The 21,961-nt window shown below is 65.3% G+C and carries 17 protein-coding genes and 1 other RNA gene; 8 read left to right on the top strand and 10 right to left on the bottom strand.

Annotated features, from left to right (window positions below):
• Window positions 1-190 precede the first annotated feature (190 nt).
• Together CTR2_RS24155 and cysK are read right to left on the bottom strand one after the other, a co-directional pair.
• On the bottom strand, window positions 191-2,035 hold the full coding sequence (locus tag CTR2_RS24155) for an ABC transporter ATP-binding protein (protein ID WP_087080374.1): 1,845 nt from the start codon (window positions 2,033-2,035) through the stop codon (window positions 191-193).
• A gap of 216 nt (window positions 2,036-2,251) precedes the next feature.
• Complete coding sequence (cysK, locus tag CTR2_RS24150; protein WP_087080376.1) at window positions 2,252-3,172, bottom strand: cysteine synthase A; 921 nt, start codon at window positions 3,170-3,172, stop codon at window positions 2,252-2,254.
• Between the two features lie 156 nt (window positions 3,173-3,328).
• Here cysK and CTR2_RS24145 point away from each other — a divergent pair, with 156 nt between their 5' ends.
• Complete coding sequence (locus tag CTR2_RS24145) at window positions 3,329-4,264, top strand: LysR family transcriptional regulator (protein WP_087080379.1); 936 nt, start codon at window positions 3,329-3,331, stop codon at window positions 4,262-4,264.
• Between the two features lie 20 nt (window positions 4,265-4,284).
• Here the strand turns inward: CTR2_RS24145 and CTR2_RS24140 are convergent, their stop codons facing one another.
• The 3 genes from CTR2_RS24140 to CTR2_RS24130 all read right to left on the bottom strand — a co-directional run bounded on the left by CTR2_RS24140 (window position 4,285) and on the right by CTR2_RS24130 (window position 7,772).
• Window positions 4,285-5,655, bottom strand: coding sequence for an amidase (locus tag CTR2_RS24140; protein ID WP_087080380.1), 1,371 nt, complete (start codon window positions 5,653-5,655; stop codon window positions 4,285-4,287).
• Window positions 5,656-5,700: 45 nt separating this feature from the next.
• Window positions 5,701-6,378 carry a DUF2848 domain-containing protein gene (locus CTR2_RS24135; protein ID WP_087080383.1) on the bottom strand — a complete coding sequence of 226 codons (678 nt, stop codon included), beginning with the start codon at window positions 6,376-6,378 and terminating at the stop codon, window positions 5,701-5,703.
• A gap of 74 nt (window positions 6,379-6,452) precedes the next feature.
• Window positions 6,453-7,772, bottom strand: a complete 1,320-nt coding sequence (locus tag CTR2_RS24130; RefSeq protein WP_087080385.1) for an MFS transporter — start codon at window positions 7,770-7,772, stop codon at window positions 6,453-6,455.
• Between the two features lie 413 nt (window positions 7,773-8,185).
• Here CTR2_RS24130 and CTR2_RS24125 point away from each other — a divergent pair, with 413 nt between their 5' ends.
• The gene (locus tag CTR2_RS24125) at window positions 8,186-8,350 is read left to right on the top strand and encodes a hypothetical protein (RefSeq protein ID WP_223305621.1); all 165 of its coding nucleotides are present in this window, start codon (window positions 8,186-8,188) and stop codon (window positions 8,348-8,350) included.
• On the opposite strand, the gene CTR2_RS24120 is transcribed toward CTR2_RS24125, so the two are convergent.
• Entirely contained in the window at window positions 8,334-9,248 is a 915-nt protein-coding gene (locus CTR2_RS24120) for a DMT family transporter (protein ID WP_087084432.1), read from the bottom strand. The genes CTR2_RS24125 and CTR2_RS24120 overlap by 17 nt on opposite strands.
• 91 nt (window positions 9,249-9,339) lie before the next feature.
• Between CTR2_RS24120 and CTR2_RS24115 the strand changes: the two genes are divergently transcribed.
• The gene (locus CTR2_RS24115; RefSeq protein ID WP_087080387.1) at window positions 9,340-10,164 is read left to right on the top strand and encodes an AraC family transcriptional regulator; all 825 of its coding nucleotides are present in this window, start codon (window positions 9,340-9,342) and stop codon (window positions 10,162-10,164) included.
• Window positions 10,165-10,185: 21 nt separating this feature from the next.
• Window positions 10,186-10,523, top strand: an RNA gene (gene rnpB / locus CTR2_RS24110) — RNase P RNA component class A.
• Window positions 10,524-10,567: 44 nt separating this feature from the next.
• On the opposite strand, the gene CTR2_RS24105 is transcribed toward rnpB, so the two are convergent.
• From CTR2_RS24105 to CTR2_RS24090, 4 genes are all read right to left on the bottom strand, one after another.
• The gene (locus CTR2_RS24105) at window positions 10,568-13,036 is read right to left on the bottom strand and encodes a TonB-dependent siderophore receptor (protein WP_087080389.1); all 2,469 of its coding nucleotides are present in this window, start codon (window positions 13,034-13,036) and stop codon (window positions 10,568-10,570) included.
• Between the two features lie 136 nt (window positions 13,037-13,172).
• Window positions 13,173-14,465: a sigma-70 family RNA polymerase sigma factor gene (locus tag CTR2_RS24100; RefSeq protein ID WP_087080391.1), complete on the bottom strand. Its 1,293-nt coding sequence runs from the start codon at window positions 14,463-14,465 to the stop codon at window positions 13,173-13,175.
• Between the two features lie 96 nt (window positions 14,466-14,561).
• Window positions 14,562-15,329, bottom strand: coding sequence for a pseudouridine synthase (locus CTR2_RS24095; RefSeq protein WP_087080393.1), 768 nt, complete (start codon window positions 15,327-15,329; stop codon window positions 14,562-14,564).
• Window positions 15,330-15,395: 66 nt separating this feature from the next.
• The gene (locus CTR2_RS24090; RefSeq protein WP_087080395.1) at window positions 15,396-17,090 is read right to left on the bottom strand and encodes an MBL fold metallo-hydrolase; all 1,695 of its coding nucleotides are present in this window, start codon (window positions 17,088-17,090) and stop codon (window positions 15,396-15,398) included.
• A gap of 159 nt (window positions 17,091-17,249) precedes the next feature.
• On the opposite strand from CTR2_RS24090, the gene CTR2_RS24085 reads away from it, so the two are divergent.
• The 4 genes from CTR2_RS24085 (at window position 17,250) to CTR2_RS24070 (ending at window position 21,907) form a co-directional block, all read left to right on the top strand.
• The gene (locus tag CTR2_RS24085) at window positions 17,250-18,032 is read left to right on the top strand and encodes a crotonase/enoyl-CoA hydratase family protein (RefSeq protein WP_087080397.1); all 783 of its coding nucleotides are present in this window, start codon (window positions 17,250-17,252) and stop codon (window positions 18,030-18,032) included.
• A gap of 38 nt (window positions 18,033-18,070) precedes the next feature.
• A complete protein-coding gene (locus CTR2_RS24080; RefSeq protein WP_087080399.1) occupies window positions 18,071-19,975 on the top strand; it encodes a feruloyl-CoA synthase in 1,905 nt (634 codons plus the stop codon).
• Between the two features lie 60 nt (window positions 19,976-20,035).
• Complete coding sequence (locus CTR2_RS24075) at window positions 20,036-20,803, top strand: SDR family NAD(P)-dependent oxidoreductase (RefSeq protein ID WP_087080401.1); 768 nt, start codon at window positions 20,036-20,038, stop codon at window positions 20,801-20,803.
• Window positions 20,804-20,899: 96 nt separating this feature from the next.
• A complete protein-coding gene (locus tag CTR2_RS24070) occupies window positions 20,900-21,907 on the top strand; it encodes a Bug family tripartite tricarboxylate transporter substrate binding protein (RefSeq protein WP_087080403.1) in 1,008 nt (335 codons plus the stop codon).
• Window positions 21,908-21,961 lie beyond the last annotated feature (54 nt).

The raw sequence follows: 21,961 nt of genomic DNA, 5'->3' as shown, positions 1-21,961 counted from the left end.
CATTGCCTGGCTTCGCTTCACAAGACTTCATCCTTGGTGCATGCAATTGGCGGCCGCCGGACGGCGGCTTCTTTGGAATGCACCGGCCAGGTTTTGCTGGCCACCTTGCCGCGCCCGCCAATGAGGAGACCCGGGCATCAAGCCGGCTGCGCTGCCGTATCCAATGTAGCAGGCAGACCGGCTCGTCGGCTTATTGCACGGCCTCATCCTGGTCGGCGAGGAAGCCGCCGCTCTGGTGCGCCCAGAGCTTTGCGTAGATGCCGCCGCGCTGCAGCAGTTGCTGGTGCGTGCCTTCCTCCACGATATGGCCTTCGTTCATCACGATCAGGCGATCCATGGCCGCGATGGTGGAGAGGCGGTGGGCAATGGCGATCACGGTCTTGCCGTCCATCAGCGAATCCAGGCTTTCCTGGATGGCGGCTTCCACCTCGCTGTCCAGCGCGCTGGTGGCTTCGTCGAGCAGCAAGATGGGCGCGTCCTTGAGCATCACGCGTGCAATTGCCACGCGCTGGCGCTGGCCGCCCGAGAGCTTGATGCCGCGCTCGCCGACCTGGGCGTCATAGCCGCTGCGGCCCTTGAGGTCGGTCAGCGTGGCGATGAAGTCCGAAGCCTCGGCCTTGTCGGCGGCAGCCTGCATCTCGGCTTCGCTGGCGTCGGGGCGGCCATAGAGGATGTTGTCGCGCATGGAGCGGTGCAGCAGCGAGGTGTCCTGGGTCACCATGCCGATGGCGCTGCGCAGGCTGTCCTGCGTCACGCTGCGAATGTCCTGGCCGTCGATGGTGATGCGGCCGCTTTGCGGCTCATGAAAGCGCAGCAGCAGATTGACCAGCGTGGACTTGCCCGCGCCCGAACGGCCGATCAGGCCGATGCGCTCGCCGGGACGGATGTGCAGGTTCAGGTGGTCCAGCACCTTTTTGCCGCCCTCCTTGTAGCCAAAGCTCACATCTTCGAAGGCAATCGCTCCTCGCGTGACCTGCAGCGGCTTGGCGTCGGGTGCATCGACGATGGTACGAGGCTTGGTCAGCGTGGTGATACCGTCCTGGATGGTGCCCACGTTCTCGAACAGGCCCGTCATCTGCCACATCACCCAGTGCGAGTAACCCATCAGGCGCAGCGCCATGGCAATCACGGCCGCCACCACGCCGGCGGAGGCCTGAGCCTGCGTCCACAGATAGAGCGCCGTGCCGCCGCTGCCCAGCAGCAGCAGGGCAATCATCAGGTGGTTGGTGATCTCGAACAGGCTGACCAGACGCATCTGCGCATAGCCCGTGGCCTTGAAGGCTTCCATGGCATTGCGCGCATATTCGGCTTCGCGGCGCGTGTGGGCGAACAGCTTGACGGTGGCGATATTGGTATAGGCATCGGTGACGCGGCCCGTCATCATGGAGCGCGCATCGGCCTGTTCCTTGCCGATCTGGCCCAGGCGCGGCACGAAATAGAAGCAGGCAGCGGCATAGGCGATGAACCACAGCGCAAACGGAATCATCAGCCGCCACTCGAAGCTGGCGGCCAGGATCAGAATGCCGATCATGTAGACGCCCACGCCCACAAACACGTCCACCACCATGAACACCACTTCCCGCACCGACAGCGCGGTCTGCATGATCTTGGTGGTGATGCGGCCGGCAAACTCGTCCGCATAAAAGGACATGCTCTGGCCCAGCATCAGCTTGTGGAACACCCAGCGCAGCCGCATGGGGAAGTTGATGGCCAGCACCTGGTGCATCACGGTGGTGTGCAGGGCCAGCAGCGCCACGCTGCCCAGCAGGATGGCGGCAATGCCCAGCACCGTGGCCTGTTGTTCGGCCCAGAAGTTGGCGGGCGAGACCGTGCCCAGCCAGTCCACCACGCGGCCCATGATGGCGAACAGCACCGCTTCGTAGGCGGCCAGCAGGGCCGAGGTCAGGGTCATCAGGCCAATCCAGCCGCGCATGCCCTGGGTACAGGCCCAGACAAAGGCAAAGAATCCCTTGGGCGGAACTTTGGGCTCCTGGCCGGGATAAGGGGCTACCTGTTTTTCAAAAAATCGGAACAAGATGGAAATACTCCCGTGTCATGCTTGTGGCATATCTTGTCCCCATGGTAGGGGAGTGCCCTGAATTGGTGTCAAGCGGACTCGATGACCGCTTGTCCCATGGGCCATTGGCACAAGCCGATGACTGTGCGGCGAACTCGGGCTATGCGCAAGGTGCGCGACGGGCATGAAAAACGCCGCATCTGGTGCGGCGTGGCAGGAAGGCGCGCGGCGCGATCAGGCGTTGGGCAGGAAGCCTTCCACCGACAGGTAGCGCTCGCCCGTGTCGTAGGCAAAGCCCAGCACCCTGGCACTGGGCGGCAACTCGGGCAGCTTCTGGGCAATGGCGGCCAGCGTGGCGCCCGAGGAGATGCCGACCAGCAGGCCTTCCTCGCGAGCGGCGCGGCGCGCGTATTCGCGTGCGGGCTCGGCCTCCACCTGAATCACGCCGTCGAGGAGGCTGACGTCCAGATTCTTGGGCACAAAGCCGGCGCCAATACCCTGGATCGGGTGGGGTGCGGGCTGACCGCCCGAGATCACGGGCGATGCCGAAGGCTCCACCGCATAGACCTTGAGGTTGGGGAACTTGGCCTTGAGCACCTTGGCCACGCCGGACAGGTGACCGCCTGTGCCCACGCCGGTGATGAAGGCGTCGATGCCGTCGGGGAAGTCGCGCAGGATTTCCTGGGCCGTGGTGGCCTCATGCACGGCCACGTTGGCGGGGTTCTCGAATTGCTGGGGAATCCAGGCTCCGGGCGTCTGGGCAGCCAGTTCCTGGGCGCGGGCGATGGCACCCTTCATGCCTTTTTCCTTGGGAGTCAGATCGAACGATGCGCCATAGGCCAGCATCAGGCGGCGGCGCTCGATGCTCATGCTCTCGGGCATGACCAGGATCAGCTTGTAGCCCTTGACAGCCGCGACCAGGGCCAGGCCCACGCCAGTGTTGCCGCTGGTGGGCTCGATGATGGTGCCGCCGGGTTTGAGCGCGCCGGACTTCTCGGCGTCTTCCACCATGGACAGGGCAATACGATCCTTGATGGAGCCGCCGGGGTTGCTGCGCTCGGACTTGATCCAGACGTTGGTATTGCTTCCGAACAGACGGTTGATGTGAATGACGGGCGTGTCGCCAATCGTTTGCAGAATGTTGTCAGCTCTCATCGGACCTCCGCGAATAAGGGATGGTGGGACAGTGGATCGCAGCGCAGGCTGTCTGCGCAGACACAGAGCATTGTGCACGCAAGCGTTCTGCGAATGGGCTATATCGATATGACCCGAAAAGTGGGCAAGGCCGCAGGCGATGATTAACATCGGCCCATGAATCTACGGTTTCTGGAAACCTTTGTGCTGCTGGCCGAGCTGCGCAACTTCCGCATGACGGCCGAGCGGCTGTTCACCACACAGGCTGCCGTCTCCAGCCGCATCGCCACGCTGGAGCAGGAGTTCGGCGTGCGCCTGTTCGACCGCGGCGTGCGCGAGGTCACGCTCACGGCCGACGGCGCCAAGGCCCTGGTGCATGCCGAGCGCATGCTCAGGCTGATGCGCGAGATGCGCGAGGACATGCTGGACAAGCAGGCCTATGCGGGCGTGATCCGCATCGGCGCCATCGAATCCATCGTGCACAGCTGGTTCCCCGACTTTCTCGCGCTGCTGCAGCAGCGTTATCCGCGGCTGCAGGTGGAGATTGCCTGCGACACCACGCTGCACATGTCCGAGCAATTGGTGAAGGGCCAGCTGGACCTGTCGCTGCAGGCCAAGCCCGTGACGGCGGCCGGCGTGGGCCATTTGTCGTTGGGTGAATTTCCCATGGCCTGGGTGGGCAGCCCCAAGCTGGGCATTGGCGACGAGACGCTGAGCCTGGCCGAGCTGGCTGCCTTTCCCATCATGTGCTTTGCGCGCGGCTCGGAACCCTATGCGGTGGTCGAGCAGCTGTTCTCGTCCGAGGGCATTGCCTCGGTGCACCTGAACTGCATTGCCTCGGTGGCCACCATGATCCGCGTGGTCTGCGACGGCCTGGGCGTGGCCGCCGTGCCACCGGCCATCATCCAGCGCGAGCTGGCCGAGCAACGCCTGCGCCTGCTGCGCGTGGACCGCGAGTTTCCCTCGCTGCCCCTTGTGGCCTGCTACCGCAATGACCACCAGAACCCCTTGACCGAAGTGGTGGCGCGCGCGGCCGAAGAGACCGCCGCCGCCTTTGCGCTGAATCACGGCCAGGCGGTGGCGCGGCTGCCGGGTAGCGGCCTGGGCGGTTAGACCGTCCGGGGCCCCGGCGATCAGCCCTGCGCCGAAGCCAGCAGCTGCTCCACGGCCAGCGCCACGGACAGCAGGCGCTGGTCCTGCCCGCCCAGTCCCGCCAGGCTCAGGCCCACGGGCGCTTCGCCTGCGCGATGGCAGGGCAGGGAGATGGCGCAGCCGTCGAGGAAGTTGATCAGCGTGGGGTTGCGCAGGATCAGGCCGTTGGCGCCGAAGTAGGCGTCGTCGCTGGCCGCGAGGTTGGCGATCTTGGGGGCGACCACGGGCACGGTGGGCATGACCAGCAAGTCGTGGTCGGCCATCTGGGCACCGACCGAGGCAATCCACTGCTTGCGGCGTGCCAGCAGGTCGATGTAGTCGGCCGCGCTGATGTCCTTGCCGCGCAGGATGCGTGTGCCCACGCGCGGGTCGTATTCGGACAGGCGTGTGGCGATGTGGTGGCGATGCCAGGCCCAGGCCTCGGCGGCCGTGAAGCCGCCCTTGGCATTGATGCCGGGCAGCTCTCCGAAGGGCGCGACCACGGCATGCGTGATCTGCGCGCCGGCCTGCGAGAGCAGGGACAGCGCGCGCTCCCAGGCGGCGGCCACGGTGGCGTCCATGCCGTCCAGCACCACGTTGGTGGGGGCCAGCAGGCGCAGGCCCTGCAGCGACGCGGCCTGCAGCTCGCCCAGCGGCTCGCCCGAAAGAATGGCATCCAGCGTGGCGCAGCAGCGCACGCTGGATGCCAGCGGGCCGATGGAGTCCAGGTTGGCCGACAGCGGCAGCACGCCTTCCATGCTCACGCGGCGCGCCGTGGGCTTGAAGCCCGTGAGGCCGCACAGCGCCGAGGGAATGCGCACCGAGCCGCCCGTGTCCGAGCCGATGGCCGCCATGGCCATGCCATCGGTGACCGAGATGGCCGCGCCCGAGGACGAGCCGCCCGGAATGCGGCCGCCGTCCTCGTCACGCTGCCAGGGGTTGCGCGGCGTGCCGTAGTGCGGATTGATCCCCAGGCCCGAGTAGGCGAACTCCGTCATGTTGGTCGTGCCCACGATGACGGCGCCGGCCTGGCGCAGGCGCTGCACCACTTCGGCCGTGCGCTGCGCGGGCGGCGCATCGGCCAACAGGCGCGAGCCGCCCAGCGTGGGGAAGCCCGCGATGTCGAACAGGTCCTTGACCGAGATAGGCAGCCCCTCGATGGGCGAGCGCGCCAGGCCCGCCGCGCGCAGCGTGTCGCTGGCGCGGGCTTCGGCCAGGGCCGAGCCCTGGAAGACGCGCGTGAACACCTTGGGGCCTTCCCCCGCCATGGCCCGGGTCAGGGCCTGCTCGGTCAGCTGCACCGAGGTGGTCTGGCCGGAGCCCAGGTGCTGCGATGCTTGCTCCAGGGTGGAAAGAGGGAAGGCTTGGGTCATATGGGAAATCCTGTCGATGAAAACGGCCGGGGGCTGGAGGAAGGCTCAGGCCACAACGTCCAGCAGTTTGCTGCGGTAGCTGTGGCGGATGGAGCGCTGGCTGCGGGGATCGTACAGCTCCATGGTGAACTGCGCCGAGGGGCGGATGCCGCCGATGGCGCCTACCGTGCCGCAGGTCATGCCGCAGCCCTCGGGCAGCAATTGCTTGCCGTCCGTGAAGCCTGCAATCAGGTCCTGGGGCGTGCGCAGGCTGGCCAGCGTGCCCTCCTGGTAGAGCACCTCGCGACCGTCTTCCACGATCCAGGAGCGCACGACCAACTCGTCCCAGTGGCCGGCCACGTCGGCAAAGCGCCAGGCCTGGGTGGCCACGGGCTTGACGCAGGCCTGCTTGGAAAAGGCCACGCTGTAGGCTTCGAGCTTGCGGTCGGTGTGGTCGGAGGCCAGGCTCACGAACATTTCGCCGCCATGCGTGAACACGAAGACCTCGACCTCGCCCGAGGAGTCGGGGCCCAGCACCTGCAGCGCGCTGCGCTGGCTCAGCTGGTTGCTGGAGATGCGGTAGTACAGCGGCACGGCGCTGGGGCGGGGGATGCCGATGGCGGCCAGCTCTTCGATGTGGTGTTCGATGGCCTCGCGGTCGCGGCCGGCCCAGCCGGCGACGATGAGCGTGTCGAAATCAGGGGCGAAGGTCTGGCCTTCGGGGGTGGTGAACTGCAGTTGCATGGCGGAAATCTCAAGAAAGGGAGAGCGGGGTCGTGGGCCTCGCATGGCGGCGCTGCACAGGCAGCGTCAGGAGGTCACTGCTTCTTGACGAAGAGCACGACCAGGAAGGCGGCGAGGAACTCCAGCGCGGCCACGAAGTACAGCCCCGAAGACAGCGAGCCGGTGCTGGTCTTGAGCGCGCCGATCATGTAGGGCGCCACAAAGCCGGCCAGGTTGCCAACGGAGTTGATCAGCGCAATGCCGCCTGCTGCTGCCGTGCCGGCCAGAAAGGCCGATGGAATGGACCAGAACACGGGGAAGGCGGCGAGGATGCCGACGGAGGCCAGCGTCAGCGCGCACAGGGCCAGCACGGCGTTGTGCAGGAACATGCCGGTCAGGATCAGGCCTGCGGCGGCGATCAAGGCGGCGATGGCGCTGTGCATGCGGCGCTCGCCGGTCTTGTCCGAATGCATGCCGTTCCAGACCATGGCCAGCGTGCCGGCCAGGAAGGGAATGGCCGAGATCAGACCGATCTGCAGATTGTTCTGGATGCCGATCTCCTTGATGATGGACGGCGACCAGAAGGCGATCGTGGCGTTGCCGCTGACGATGCAGAAGTACACGGCGGCGCACAGCCAGACGCGGTAGTTGCGGCAGGCGTCGGCGAAGGAGTGCTGCTTGTGACCTTGCTGGCTCTCCTGAGCCACGGCGGCGCTGACGGCGCGCTGCTCGGCGGCGCTCAGCCACTTGGCGTTCTCGGGCTTCTCGGGCAGCCAGGCCAGCACGAAGAAGCCGGCGATCACCGAGGGAATGCCTTCAAGAATGAACAGCCATTGCCAGTTGGCCAGATGGCCCACGTCCTGCATGCCGTTCATGATGGCGCCCGCGATCGGGCCGCCCACGGCACCGGCGATGGCGAACGAGGTCATGAACAGGCCGTTGATACGGGCGCGATGGCGGGCCGGGAACCAGTAGGTGAGGTACAGCACCACGCCGGGGAAGAAGCCGGCCTCGACCACGCCCAGGATGAAGCGCAGCACGTAGAACATGGTGGGCGTGGTCACATAGGCCATGGCCATGGAGGCCGCGCCCCAGAGGATGGTGATGCGCGCCAGCGTCTTGCGTGCACCGATCTTCTCCAGCAGCAGGTTGCTGGGCACTTCGAACAGGAAGTAGCCGATGAAGAAGATGCCGGCGCCCAGGCCGTAGATGGCCTCGCTGAATTGCAGGTCCTGCAGCATCTGCAGCTTGGCGAAGCCGACGTTGACGCGGTCTATCCAGGCCAGGACAAAGAGAAAGACCAGAAAGGGGATCAGGCGCCAGGTGATCTTGCGGTAGGTGGCGTCCATGTCGGGGTGCGCGTGCGCACCGGCATGGCCGGCAAGAGGGTGGGTGGCGGAAGCCGGGCTGCTCATGGGGAGTCTCCTGTATGCGAAAGTGCAGCGGGCACATGGGGCGCTTTTGCTGGCGCTCCTGTGTGTCTTGGAACATGGGGTGCGGCGCGGGCCGGTGTTCCTGTGGCGGCAGTATCGAAAGGCAGCGAGAGGCTGTCCAACAAGAAATTCTGAGCGGCCCTGAATGCAAATTCTTATGAGCAGAGGTGGTGCGGGCTTTGCACCGGCATGAGGCAGGCGTGCACCGATAAAGCGCGGGAAAACCCTAGGATTCATCCGCACCGGATCGCGCTGCCGGGCCGCTCAAAACCCCGGTCTGCGCCTGGTGCCAGAGACTGGTGATTGATTCACATCAAGCCCTGGGGAGATGGTGTTTCCCCTTGGGCCTGCAATCGGGAACAATGGGGCAAAGTCTGTTTGAGGGAGGACTGCTCTTGCTCACGTTCAACACAATTCTGGTGCTGCTGGGGGTCTGTTGCGTAGGCCTGCTGGTTGGTTTTTCCTGGCGCGAGCAGCGCTGGGGGCCCTGGGTCATGCTGGTGTTCGTGGTGAGTCTGCTGTCGCTGATGAGCTACGCGATTCTCAATCTGCTGCTTTAGCACTGCAGGTCAGGGCAGGCCGCGGGCGCAGCGGGGCCTTCCACAGCTCGGCCAGCAGCAGACCGGCAATCGTCATGATGCCGCCCACGGCGTGGTAGGCCGCCAGGGGCTCGTTCAGCGTGAATGCAGCGATCAGGGCGGTGAAGACCGGGATCAGATTGAAGAACATGCTCGATCGCCCGGGTCCCAGCGTCTGCACCGCCTTCATCCACAGCAGCGGCGCGGCGATGGAGGCCATGATGCCGGCATAGCCGACCAGCGGCAGATTGCCGGCGTCAAGCCCGGTCTTGGGCGAGAAGAGATAGAGCGGGAACTGCACGATCACGGCAACCAGCACCTGCAGATACAGCAGCTGCACCGTGGCCAGGCGCGGCATGGGCCAGCGCTTGAGCAGGATGTTGTAGACCGCATAGGCCAGCATGGCCAGGAACATCATGGCGTCGCCCAGGTTCAGGCCCTCGGATGCCAGATGGCTGAGCCGGCCCGATGAAACCACCAGCGCGACTCCCAGAATCGCCAGCAATGAGCCCCAGATGCCGCCATGCGTCAGCGGTTGGCCCAGCATGAACACGGCCAGGGCCAGCACCAGCATGGGCGTGAGCGAGCCGATGATGCCCATATGCGTGGCCGTGGTGAAGTGGGCAGCGTAATAGGCCAGGCTTTGGTAGATGACCATGCCCAGCACGCCCAGAACGACGATCCTTGGCAGTAGGGGCTTGATGTCGGCGCGCTGGCGCCAGATCGAGGGCAGAACGAAGGGCGTGAACAGCACGGCGGCCACCAGCCAGCGGAAGAACCCGATCTCGGCCGCGCTGATGCTGTCTGCGGCCAGCTTGCTGACCACGGTGTTGACCGACCAGATCAGCACCGCGCCCAGTGGTAATAGGTATGCACCCATATGAAACTCCTTGAGGTGCTTATGATGCGCTTGACGGATTTGAAGCGCATTGCTGATTTCAGACATTTCATAACTCAAGCCGGACGAACCCATGCCTGCCTCAGCCCCGACTTCCGGACAGGTCGCCAAGCGCCATGCCGTACAGATACTGGACACCGACAAAGTGCCTGGCAGCTATTACTTCCGCTATGACGAGTTTGGCGAACACAGCGAGGCTCCGCCGCACAGCCATCGCTGGGGACATCTGAACTATGCGGCCCACGGCAGCCTGAGCATGGATGTGCCCAGCGGCCATATCCTGTGTCCGCCGCAGCATGGGGTGTGGATTCCGCCAGGCGTGGTGCACAGCTGCTATCTGCAGCATGCGGTGCAGTACCGTTCCGTCTATCTGGCCCCTGATCTGTGTGCGGACCTGCCGCAGACGGCGGGCTGCATGCGGCTGGGACCCATCGTCAAAGCCGTGCTCGCGGACTTCGGTGCCAGGGGCGTGCAGATCCCGGTGACTGACGCAGACCTGCGGCTGGCCCGGGTGGTGCATGACCAGTTGCGAGCCACGCCGCTGGAGCTGAGCTTTCTGCCCGTGGCCCGGCATCCCGCGCTGGTGCAGGTGCTGGATGCCATGCAGGCGCGCCCCGACGACCACCGCAGCCTGGCCGAATGGGCCGAAACCGTGCACATGACTGAACGAACCCTGGCCCGCCACTGCCAGCGTGAGCTGGGCATGAGTCTGGGCGAATGGCGCCAGCGCATGCGTTATCTGCAGGCCATCGACGCGCTGGAGGCAGGTCATACCGTGCAGCAGATCGCCTATGACCTGGGTTACAGCACGCCATCGGCCTTTATTGCCATGTTCCAGCGCGAATCAGGCCTGCCGCCCGAGCAGTTCAGGCGCGAGTTCTGTGCAAGTTCTTTCTGAACGCGGGATAATGCGCGCCGTGAAGTGCGCCAGACCGCCGCTGGTACAAGTGCCGAAAGGCCGTACTGGAGGAACGTCCGGACTGCATAGGGCGGCGTAGCAGCTAACAGCTGTCCACCGTGAGGTGAGGATCAGAGCAACAGAGACGAGTCTGGCAGGAGTGCCGCAAGGCAGACCAACCAGGGTGAAACGGGCAATCTCTACGCGCAGCAATACCAAGTAGGCACACGTTGACGGGGCCCCCGGAGTGTGCGGGTAGGTAGCACCGAGCCATCGGGCGACTGATGGCCAAGATTAATGGCGGTCACATGGCGGGCAACCGTTGTGCACAGAATCCGGCTTATCGGCGCGCTTCACACTTTTTTCCATGCCCCGCCACTGGCGGGGCATTTTCATGGGCAGGTCAGAACTGGTATTTGGCCGTCAGCAGAACCTTGCGTGGCACGCCGAAATAGTTGCCGCCATTGTTCGTGCCCAGGGTCTCGAAGTAGCGGCGGTCGAACAGGTTGCTGACGTTCATCTGCAGGTCCAGCTGCCGGTTCACGCGATAGCCGATGACCAGGTCGGCGACGGCATAGGCCGGCTGGCGGATGACATAGCCCTCGGCGCTGGTCAGCGACTCGGACGTGGTGCGGGTCTGGTAGCGCAGGCCGCCGCCCACGCGCCATGCGCCCAGCCCGCCGCCCAGGTGGTACATGGCCGACAGCTTGAGCTGGTGGCGCGGCGTGTAACTGGCGTAGGGAGCGCCCTTGGCGCCTTCGGTGCTGTCGCTGGCGATCTCGGCCTGGGTGAAGGTGTAGCCAAAGCCGGCATTCAGGCGTGGCAGGATCTCGCCGCTGATGTCCACGTCCAGCCCCTTGCTCTTGACCTTGCCCACGGAGCGGTAGCAATTGGTCTTCACCGTGCAGGAGTTGATGTCCGCGATGGCCTGGGGCAGGTTGTCCTGCGCGGTGTTGAACACGGCAACGGCCAGGTTCACGCGCTCGTCCAGGTAGCTGCCCTTGAGGCCCAGCTCGAAGTTCCGGCCTTCCACCGGCGCCAGCATGCTGCCCGAGACATCCAGAAAATCCTGCGGCCGGAAGATGCTGGTATAGCTGGCATAGGCCGAGTAGGTCTTGTTGATGTCATAGGTCAGCGCCGCATAGGGCGTGGCATGGGCCTTCTCGCTGAATTCGCGCTCCCGGCTCCAACTGCCCTGGCGCTGGGCGTTGGTGAAGTCGTACCAGTCCAGGCGCGCGCCGGCGATCAGGTTCAGTGGCTCGGCCAGCAGGAAGCGGCCCGTGGCGTAGGCCGAAGTCATCGTGGTCTTCTGGCGGCGCGTCCACAGGTCTTCGGCCAGCAGGCCGGAGCGGTCCAGCGAGTCGGGGTTCCAGGTATAGGGATCGACGCCATTGGCGATCAGCCATTCACCCGTGGGCGACAGGTAGCTGTAGCCCTGGTCGCTCCAGCGGATGCTGCGGCGGCTGACGCCAAAGGCCAGGTCATGCTCGCGGCCGAACAGGCGCACGGGGCCCTGGGCCGAAGCATCGAGGCTGAGCTGGCGCTTGTCGTAGTCGTACAGGCCGCCGGCCACGTCGTAGCGCGTGCGGCCCTGGCCGTCCAGGCCGCCCGAGACCAGGTAGGCCCCGTCCAGCGCGGACTTGGCCTGCAGGGCGCGTGCGGCCAGCCTGGCCTTCCAGCCGCTGTCGAAGCGGTGCTCCAGGTCGGCGAAGAGGCTGACCTCCTTCTTGTCCCATTTGCTCCAGGACGGCGAGAAACGCCTGGACCGCGAAATGTCGAGGAAGGAGCCATCGAAGCCCATGGGCACGCCCATCCATTGCGAGCCGGGATTGTCTTCGTTGACATAGGAGCCGCCCACGCTCAGGGTGGTGTCGCGGCCCAGGTCGAACTCGGCGGTGCCGTACAGCAGCTGGCGCTTGCTGCTGTAGCCGTCGATGAAATGGTCGCGCGACTGCAGCGAGGCCACGACGCGCCCGCGCGCCGTGCCGTCCTCATTGAAGGCGCCGCCCACATCGACCTCACCCACTGCCTGGTTCCAGCTGCCGCCGCGCAGCGTGGCCGAGCGCTGGGTGCTGCGCGGCGCGCGCTTGCGCACGAAGTTGATGGTGCCCGATGGATCGCCCACGCCCGTCATCAGCCCCGTGGGGCCGCGCACCACTTCCACGTGGTCGTACATGGCCATGGTGTCGTAGGTGGCGGTGTCGGTCTCATACGAGACGGGCACGCCGTCCTGCAGGAAGGAGCCGATCACGAAGCCGCGCGAGAAATAGCGTGCCCGGTCGTCGCTCCAGCGGTTGACGGTAATGCCGGTGGTGCTGTTGGCCACATCGTCGATGGACAGCATGCCCTGGTCGTCCATCTTCTGGCGCGTGACCACGGTCAGCGACTGGGGCGTCTCGCGGATGGACAGCGGCAGCTTGGTGGACGTGCTCATCAGTCCCGTGGTGTAGGAGCCCGAGCCTTCGGTGGTCGTGGTCTCGCCCACGGCGGACACCGTGACTTCGGGCAGGGCGACGGTGCCGGCGGGCTTTTCCACCACCAGCGTGCCCTGGCGCACATAGGCTTCCAGCCCGCTGCCACGCAGCAGCCGGGCCACGGCGGCGGCCGTGCTCAGGCGCCCTTCCACGGCGGGCGCGCGGCGGCCCTGCACCAGCTCGGGCGCGGCCAGCAGTTGCAGGCCGGCCTGGCGGGCCAGCTGGGTGAGCGCCTGGTCCAGCGGCTGGGCAGGAATGTGGAAGTCGGTGCTGGTGGCCGGGGTCGGCGCTGCCTGGGCCTGGGCACCGGTAGGAAGCTGCAGGGCCAGCAGTGCGATGGTCGCCGCGACCGCATGGTGGCGGGCAAGGCGGGAAGGCTTGGAGGGAGATGAAGACATGGAAGGTCCCGTGACGGAGCTGGGCAATGGCGATTCCCGGGCTGCGGATGATTCGCGTTCCGGGGTCCTCATGCCTTTACGAACGGGCGCGCAAATTCCCTCACACCTTGTGCGCACCTCCAGGCGATCGAGCACATCAACTGCGGCGGCGGATGACCAGGGTACGTTCCAGTCCTGCCTGCTCTTCTTCCTGCACGCTGACCGGCAGGGTGCGCGGCAGCATGCGCAGCCAGCCTTGGGTCGCCGCAATGCGCACGCGCCCCAGCACGGGCAGGGCGGCCGCATCGGGCGCCACGCGCAGCGGCTGCGCGCTGTAGCGCTCCAGGCGCCGCGCCACCTCGGCCAGCGGCGTGTTCTGAAAGTCCAGCCAGCCTTCCCGCCAGGCGGCCACCGTGGCAGCCGTCTGGATGGTGGCCGTCTCCCCTGCCACCACGCGAAGCATCTGACCTGCGCCCAATTCGTGACGGGCGCCGCTGCCGTCGCGCACCTGCACACGGCCTGTATCGACGGCGACCAGCACCGCATCGTCCTCCAGCGCGACCTCGAAGCGCGTACCCAGCACGGTGACCTGCACGCCCCGCGCCTGCACGCTGAAGGGCCGCGCGGTGTCGCGCGCCACGGCGAAGAAGGCGCTGCCGGCCAGCAGCCTGACCTGTCGGCGCGTGGCGTAGAAGTCCACCTCGGCGCGGCTGGCGGCGTCCAGGGTCAGACTGCTGCCGTCGGGAAGGGGCTGGGTCAGCAGGCGGCCGGTAGCCGTGGCCAGCCGCACCTGGTACTGCGGCATCCACTGGCGCCAGGCCAGCCAGATGGCCTGGCTGCCGACACCCAGGCCCGCAATCCCCAGCAAGGTGGACAGGGCGCGGCGGCGGCCGGTGCGTGGTGCGGGTGCGGCAGCATCTCCGCGCCAGCGGCGCAGCGAGGCTTCCACGCTGTCCATGGCGCGCATGACTTCGCGCTCCACGGTCTTGACCGAGACGCCGTGGCGCGCCGCCAGCTCGGCATGCGAGGCGCCCTCGATGCGGTCGGCCAGGAAGATGTCGCGGCAGCGCGCGGGCAACTGGGCCAGTGCGCTTTCCACCCCGGCCAGGGCCTGGCGGTAGGAATGGGTATCGGCCACGTCGGGGCTGAGCGGGGCGGGCGGCTCGCCTTCCCGCACGCTGGTGTCAAAGCGCTCGGTCGTGCGCTGGCCATGGCGCAGATGGTCGATGGCGATGTTTTCCATCACCGCGTAGAGATAGGCGCGCGGCAGGCCGTCTGGTGTTTCGGTGCCGTCTTCGCTGCGCTGGCGTTCGGCCAGGCGTATCCAGGCGTCATGCACCAGGTCGCGCGCAGCCTGCGGGCCGGCGCGGCGCGCCACGAAGCGAACCAGCTCGTGGTAGCTGTCCTGGAAGGTGCTCAGCAGGGAGGAGGAAGAGACGGGCGCGGGCATGCGGGAGGCCGGACGGCAGCACAGGAATCCCACATTCTACGGAATGATTCTCATTTGCCAGTGGCGTGGCCCGCGACGCCCCTGGAGGGCAGACGTCTAGAACCTTTCCCAGGGCATCAGATAGCGCCACTGACCCTCGGGCACCTTGGCCAGAGAGACGCGGCCAAGGCGCAGTCGGCGCATGCTGACCACCGTCAGGCCGATGGCGGCGCACATTTTCTCGATCTCTTCGGGAGCAATGCCCTTGAGAGCGAAACGCAGGTGGTTTTCGCTCTGCCAGCTCACATGGCAGGGAGGCATGCGACGATGGCCGTTGCCGCCGGGAATGGGCAGACCTTCGTACAGAATTTCCAGACCATCTTCAATGATCTGGCCCTCCACGCCGACAATGATTTCCTGCTCCAGCCACATGCCTTCCTCGGCCAGCTTGCGTGCCACGCGCTTGTCCTGCGTGTAGACGATGAGGCCGCTGGCGGGCAGGGGAATCGTCAGAAACGACTCCAGATTCCTGAAGTGATGATCCAGCACCAGCTGGGGCATGGGCGTATCCAGCTTGGCCTTGGTGCCTTCGTTCAGCAGCGAATGCGCGCTGCGCACGCGGCCATAGGCCGGGCCCTGGGTCATGCCCGCGGGTTTGTTCATCAGGATGGTGACGGGCGGAATGGCTTCAGGCTTGGCATCCTTGCGCAGGATCACTACCTGATCGGGGCGCACGCGGGTTTCGGGCACTTGCACCACTTTGCCGTCCACCTGGACATTGCCCGCGACGATATGGAGCTCGGCCTCGCGGCGCGAGCATTGTTCTTGCTCCGCCACGCGTTTGGCCAGGCGGATGCTTTCTTGTTCAGGCAGGGATTCAGACATGGCGAGAGCTTAATGCTCCGGCCATGTCCTAGTTGTCCACAGGTCTAGCGCGGCGGTCGCTGGGCGCTATCTGCCAAGGCAGAGCTTTTGAATGCGCTCCACATGCGCCAGCAGCGATTGCTGGGCCACGGGCCACAGGGCTTGCGGTGTGTCGGCGTAGGCAATCGCCACCCAGTCCTGAATGCTGCCGTCGGGCTTGGTGCGCATGGCCTGATGTACCTTGGCCTCGCGTGCCAGGCGGTGGGCCTTGAGGCGGGTGATCTGATGTCGCGCGAAGCCCAGCACATAGCCATGGGCGGGCAGGATGTAGCGAATGCCATGCTCCAGGCACATGGAGTGGAGCCTGTCCAGCGAATCGAGGTAATCGATCATATTGCCGTCCGGCGGGCTGATGACGGTGGTGCTGCCATTGAGGATGTGATCGCCACTGAACAGCAGCGCGTCCTCCTCCAGCAGAAAGCACAGGTGGTTGGCCGCGTGGCCGGGCGTGAAGATGGCGTGCAGCGTATGCGTGATTTCGCCCTCTGTGTCTTGTCCGGTAAGCGTGATGCGCTCTCCGTCCCGTAGCGTCACCTCGGGTCTGAAGCGACTGTTGGCGCGCGCTGTGGGCGCCGACGGCAGGCCCATGATGGGAGGCCTGGCATGGCCGGAAAGCAGGACCATGGCCTGCAGCGGCGCGGCGCCCGGCGAGTGATCGGGGTGGGAATGGGTGCAGACGATGTAGCGGATATCGCCGCCGGCGGCATCGTGCAGGCGCTGCAGATGTTCGGCATCGTCCGGGCCGGGGTCGATGGCGATATAGCCCGTATGCGTATCGCCGACCAGATAGCTGTTGGTGCCGGGGCCGGTCATCATGCCGGAGTTGGGGGCCGTCAGGCGCAGCAGGTTCTTGCGCAGCGGCACGGCTTTTTCAGGCTGCCAGTCCAGATGGTGAATGCCGTGGCCGTCGGGCAGCACCATTTCCAGCTCGCCATAGGCCATATCGGTTTCGGTATGGCGTGTGTCTTTGCCTTTCAGGTGGCCGCCACGGGGGCAGGCCTGCCACAGCGGTTTCTCGCTTAGCAGGGCGTGGATCACGGCCTGGGTATCAGGCTGGTGAGCTATGCGCTGCAATGTACGCTGGGTGGGGAAGAGGATGAACAGTTTTTTCTCTTCAAAGCGCGCAATCGCATCCTGCGGAGAAATCCAGATGGGCTCGAACTGCTCGGTTTCGTCGGCCACCGCCGTTTGACCCTCGGGCATGCGGGCCACAAAGAACGGCACGTTAAAGCGCTTGGGCAGGTCCAATGGTGCGGTCCAGTGGGCCAGATACCAGAGCTGGTCCACGGCCAACGTCCAGCCGCGCGCGCGGCATTGCTCATACAGCGATGCCTTGCGGTCCAGTTGCTGAACTTGGGCCGGTGGAACGGGTTGGCCGGCCTGGTCATAGGCCAGCAGGATGCCCAGCTCCTCAAAAGTCTCGCGAATGCCTGTCAGAGCCTGGGTAATGCGTTCTTCTCCCGCCTCGGCGATCATGCTGGGACGCACGCGCGCCAGCGCATGACTGGCCGGGGCTGCATCTTCATCTTCCTGACCGCCACCGGGGAAAACATAGGCATTGGCAAAGATGCCTTGATCGGCACGCCTTGTCATCAACACTTCAAAACCCTTGCCGTCGGCGCAGTCGCGCAGCAACAAAAGCGTGGAAGCATCGCGCGCGGGAACTGGCGCGCGCTGGGGCTGAAGCAACTGGCTGGGGCGGGGCTGGCTGGGTGATGTCATGAGGTCACATTATGCGAAGTCGCCGCGTTCGTGAATGTCACACCTGGACTAGTTGTGCATTCCTGCTGCGCGAATCGGGGAAAGCACTGAGAGCAAATGGCCGAGGATGTCTTGCATTTAGTTATTTGAAATAACAATAATGATGCAAAAGGAATGGTTATGACTCATAAAGAAATTGCAGTTGAGTTCCGTGGCGAAGCCGAGCAGGTCGCCGTCATTCGCCTGATGCGCGCCGCCAAGCGCAACGCCTTGTCCGATGGGCTGGTGATGGGTCTGCGCGATGTGTTCATGAATCTGCCCGCCAGCGTGCGCGCGGCCGTGGTGGATGGCGATGGCCCGCATTTCTGCGCCGGCCTGGACCTGAGCGAGCTCAGCGAACGCGATGCGGCCCAGGGCGTTCTGCACTCACGCATGTGGCATGAGGCGCTGCGCCAGGTGCAGTTCGGCGCGGTGCCCGTTGTCGCCGCCCTGCATGGTGCCGTGGTGGGGGGCGGCCTGGAGCTGGCCAGCGCCTGCCATATCCGTGTGGCCGACAGCAGTACCTTCTATGCCTTGCCCGAAGGTTCGCGCGGCATTTTCGTCGGCGGTGGCGGCTCGGTGCGCATCCCGCGCCTGATCGGAGCCGCGCGTATGGCCGACATGATGTTCACGGGCCGTGTGTACAAGGCCGAAGAGGGGGAGCGCATCGGTCTGTCGCAATATCTGGTGCCCGAAGGGCATGCGCTGGACAAGGCCGTGGAGCTGGCGCTGCGCATTGCCGAAAACGCCCCCATGACCAATTACGCCCTGATGCACGCGTTGCCCCGGATTGCTGATCAGCCCGCCGATCAGGGGCTGATGACAGAAGCTCTGATGGCTGCCGTGGCACAGAGCGCGCCAGAAGCCAAGTTCCGTTTGCAGGAGTTTCTGTCCGGGCGGGCCGCCAAGGTCAGCAAGGACTGAAAGCACTCTCAAAAAATAACGCTGTGGAGACAAAGACAATGCAGGAGACAAACACAGCCATGCAGGCCCTCGGTCAGGCAGTAGAGGGTGACAGGCCCCGCTACCGTGAGCTGGAGTTCGGCGTGCGCAGCATCCAGGTCAGGGAGGCAGGCGACGGCACTTTCTACGTGCGCTCCGACCGGGCGCTGGCAGAGCACGCAGCGCGCATGACCGACAGGCTGGTGCACTGGGCGCAGACCACGCCGCAGCAGACCTTCATCGCCCAGCGGCAACGGCTGGCCGACGGCAGCACCGGTGATTGGCAGCGCATCGGCTATGCCCAGACGCTGGCAGCGGCGCGCAGCATTGCGCAGTCCTTGCTGGACAGAAAGCTATCGGCAGAGCGTCCCGTCATCATCCTCAGCGAGAACGATCTAGACCATGCCATGCTGGCCATGGGCTGCCTGTATGCAGGCGTGCCCTATTGCTCGGTCTCCACGGCCTATTCACTGGTCAGCACCGATTACGCCAAGTTGCGCCATGTGGTCGATACGCTCACGCCCGGCCTGATCTTTGCCGCCGATGCGGCGCGTTATGACAAGGCGGTACGCGCCGTGCTGCCCGAGGGCTGTGAGGTGGTTTACCGCAAGCCGGCCGTCGATGCCCAGACCTGTACCTTGTTTGCCGACCTGCTGGCAACCGTGCCTACAGCTGCGGTGGATGTCGCCATGCAGGCTACCGGGCCCGACACCATCACCAAGTTCCTGTTCACCTCGGGATCGACCAAGCTGCCCAAGGCCGTGATCAACACTCACGGAATGTGGTGCGCCAACCAGCAGCAGATTGCCCAGACCATGCCCGATATGGTCAAAGGCCCGCCCGTGCTGGTGGACTGGCTGCCCTGGAATCACACTTTCGGAGGCAACAAGAACATCGGTCTCGCGCTCTATCACGGCGGCACGGTCTACATCGACGAAGGCAAACCGACGGCGGCAGGCATTGCCGAGACGCTGCGCAATCTGCGCGAGATCTCTCCCACCGTCTACTTCAACGTACCCACGGGCTTCGAATACATCGCCCGTGCCATGGAGAGCGATGCGCAGTTGCGCAGCAGCCTGCTCAGGCGCGTCAAGATGTTCTTCTATGCCGGAGCCTCTCTGGCCCAGCCCGTCTGGGATAGCCTGCACCGCACGCAGGAGGCCGAGTGCGGCGAGCGCATCGTGATGGGAACCGGCCTGGGCATGACCGAGTCCTCGCCATCGGCCCTGTTCATCAACCGTCCCGACGTGCGCTCCGGAGACCTGGGCGTACCGGTGCCGGGTCTGGAGCTCAAGCTGGCGCCTGTGGATGGCAAGCTGGAGGTTCGCTATCGCGGACCGAATGTCACGCCTGGCTACTGGCGCGCGCCTGAAGCGACGCACGAGGCGTTTGACGAGGACGGATTCTTCCGCACCGGCGACGCCGTGCAGTGGCGCGACCCGCAGGATCGAAACCAGGGCCTGCGCTTTGACGGCCGCATTGCCGAGGACTTCAAGCTGGCCACGGGCACATTCGTCAATGTGGGGCCGCTGCGCGCGAGGATCATTCACGCAGGCGCCCCCTATATCCAGGACGTGGTGCTGACCGGCCTGGATCGCAAGGAGGTCGGTGCCATCGTTTTCGGGACTCCGGCCTGTGCGGCCTTAAGTGGCCTGGAAGCGGGGGCGACGCTGGAGCAGATCATGCACAGCGAGCCAGTGCAGCAGCATCTGCAGACGGTTCTGAACCAGCTGGCGCAGACGGCCACCGGCAGCGCCACCCGCATTGCGCGGGCAGTGGCTGCGATCAGGCCGCCATCGCTGGACCTGGGCGAAGTCACGGACAAGGGCTCCATCAACCAGCGTGCCGTGCTCCAGCATCGCGCCGACGTGGTGGCCGGCCTCTATGACGAAACGCTGGCCCTGATCCTGAAGCCCAATTTCTGAGCCAGAACAGGCTTGGGCCCGATAACACAAAGCATAAGCAGCTTTTAAAAGGATAGTGATATGCAAGTTCAGGATCAGATTGCCATCGTCACCGGCGGCGCCTCCGGCCTCGGTGAGGCCACGGCGCGTGCGCTCGCTGCCGCAGGCGCAAGGGTGGCGGTGCTGGATCGTCAGCTCGACAAGGCCAAGGCGGTGGCTGCCGAGATCGGCGGGCTGGCGCTGGAGTGCGATATCTGCGATGCGGCCAGCGTCACGGCCGCGCTGGATGCCGTTCGCGAGCAATGGGGCTCGGATGCACGCGTTCTCATGAATGTGGCCGGCATCGGCACGGCCAAGCGCGTGATCGGCCGCGATGGCGAGCCCGCGCCGCTGGAAGACTTTGAACGCGTGATCCGCGTCAACCTTGTCGGCAGCTACAACATGACGCGGCTGTTTGCCGCACGCTGCGCCAAGCTGGCGGCGCTGGAGGATGGCGCGCGCGGCGTGATTCTCTATACCGCCTCGGTGGCTGCCTTCGATGGCCAGGTGGGGCAGCAGGCTTACAGCGCATCCAAGGGCGGATTGGTCGGCATGACGCTGCCCATGGCGCGTGATCTGGCCCAGCACGGCATTCGTGTCTGCACCGTGGCACCAGGCCTGTTCGCCACCCCGTTGATGAAGGAATTGCCCGAGCCCGTGCAGCAGTCGCTGGCAGCATCCATTCCCTTTCCTTCGCGCCTGGGCAAGCCTTCGGAGTTTGCCGATCTGGCCGTGCATATCGTGCACAACGATCATCTCAATGGCGAGGTGATTCGGCTGGATGGTGCGCTGCGCATGGCTCCGCGCTGAGACAGGGCGGGCTGGTGACAGCCCGCTGGTTTGTTATCGAGACGTGTATTGATTCCACAGGACCGAAGAGTCCGTATTTCAGGCAGGAGACAAGTCATGCAAGGTCGTCGCAATTTCGTCAAAGGGCTGGGCGCTGGTGCCGCGCTGGCCGCGTTCGGCGGCATCGCCAGCCGCAGCGCCTATGCCCAGGGCGGCGGCCCGCTGGAGCAGGTGCGCATTCTTTATGGCTTTCCCGCAGGCAGCGCCGGTGATTCGGTTGCCCGCCGCGTGGCCGAAAAAATGGGCGGCAGCAGCTACACCAGAAATATGGGCGTGGTGGAAAACAAGCCCGGAGCCGGCGGCCGCATTGCGCTGGAGAATCTGCGCAACTCCGTGGGAGATGGCTCGGTGATTGCGCTGTCCCAGGTCTCGGCCTTCTCCATCTATCCGCATATCTATAGCAAGCTGACCTATCAGGCCAAGGACTTCGAGCCGATTTCCATCGGAGCCATCATGCACCACGGTCTGGCGGTCGGCCCTGCCGTGCCGGCCGAGGTCAAGACGCTCAAGGATTTTCTGACCTGGTGCAAGAACAACCCCGACAAGGCCAGTTTCGGTAGCCCCGGTGCCGGCAGCCAGCCGCATCTGCTGGGGGCGCTGCTGAGCCTGCGCTCCGGCGTCAGGCTCAGCCATGCGCCTTATCGCGGCATGGCGCCCGGCGTCTCGGACGTCGTGGGCGGTCAGATCGCAGCCATCATGGGCACCTGCGGCGACTACCTGAGCTATTACAAGGCCGGCAAGCTGCGCGTGCTGGCCACCAGCGGACCGCAGCGCAACCCCTATCTGCCCAATGTGCCCACGTTTGCCGAGCAGGGCTTTGCCGACCTGACGGCCGAGGAGTGGTTTGGCTTTTATGCCAATGCCAGGACGCCCGCCGATGTGCGTGCACGCGCCCATGCGGCCATCACGGCAGCGCTCAAGAGTGACGCGCTCAAGGAAAGCCTGGGCGTGGTCGGCCTGATTGCCACCAGCTCCACGCCCGAGGAAATGGCCCGTTCGCAGCAGGCAGAGTTCGAGCGCTGGGGCCCGCTGGTCAAGCAGATCGGTTTTACGGGCGATTCCTGATGACCCCTTGGTATCGAATAGCATTCGGGTCGGGATTTTTCAGACAGGCTCAAG

Origin of the sequence: Comamonas thiooxydans, assembly GCF_002157685.2 — a bacterium.
Classification (GTDB): Bacteria; Pseudomonadota; Gammaproteobacteria; order Burkholderiales; family Burkholderiaceae_C; genus Comamonas; species Comamonas testosteroni_H.
The sequence above is the reverse complement of the archived record's forward strand: the minus strand, read 5'-3'. Positions and strand labels throughout refer to the sequence as shown.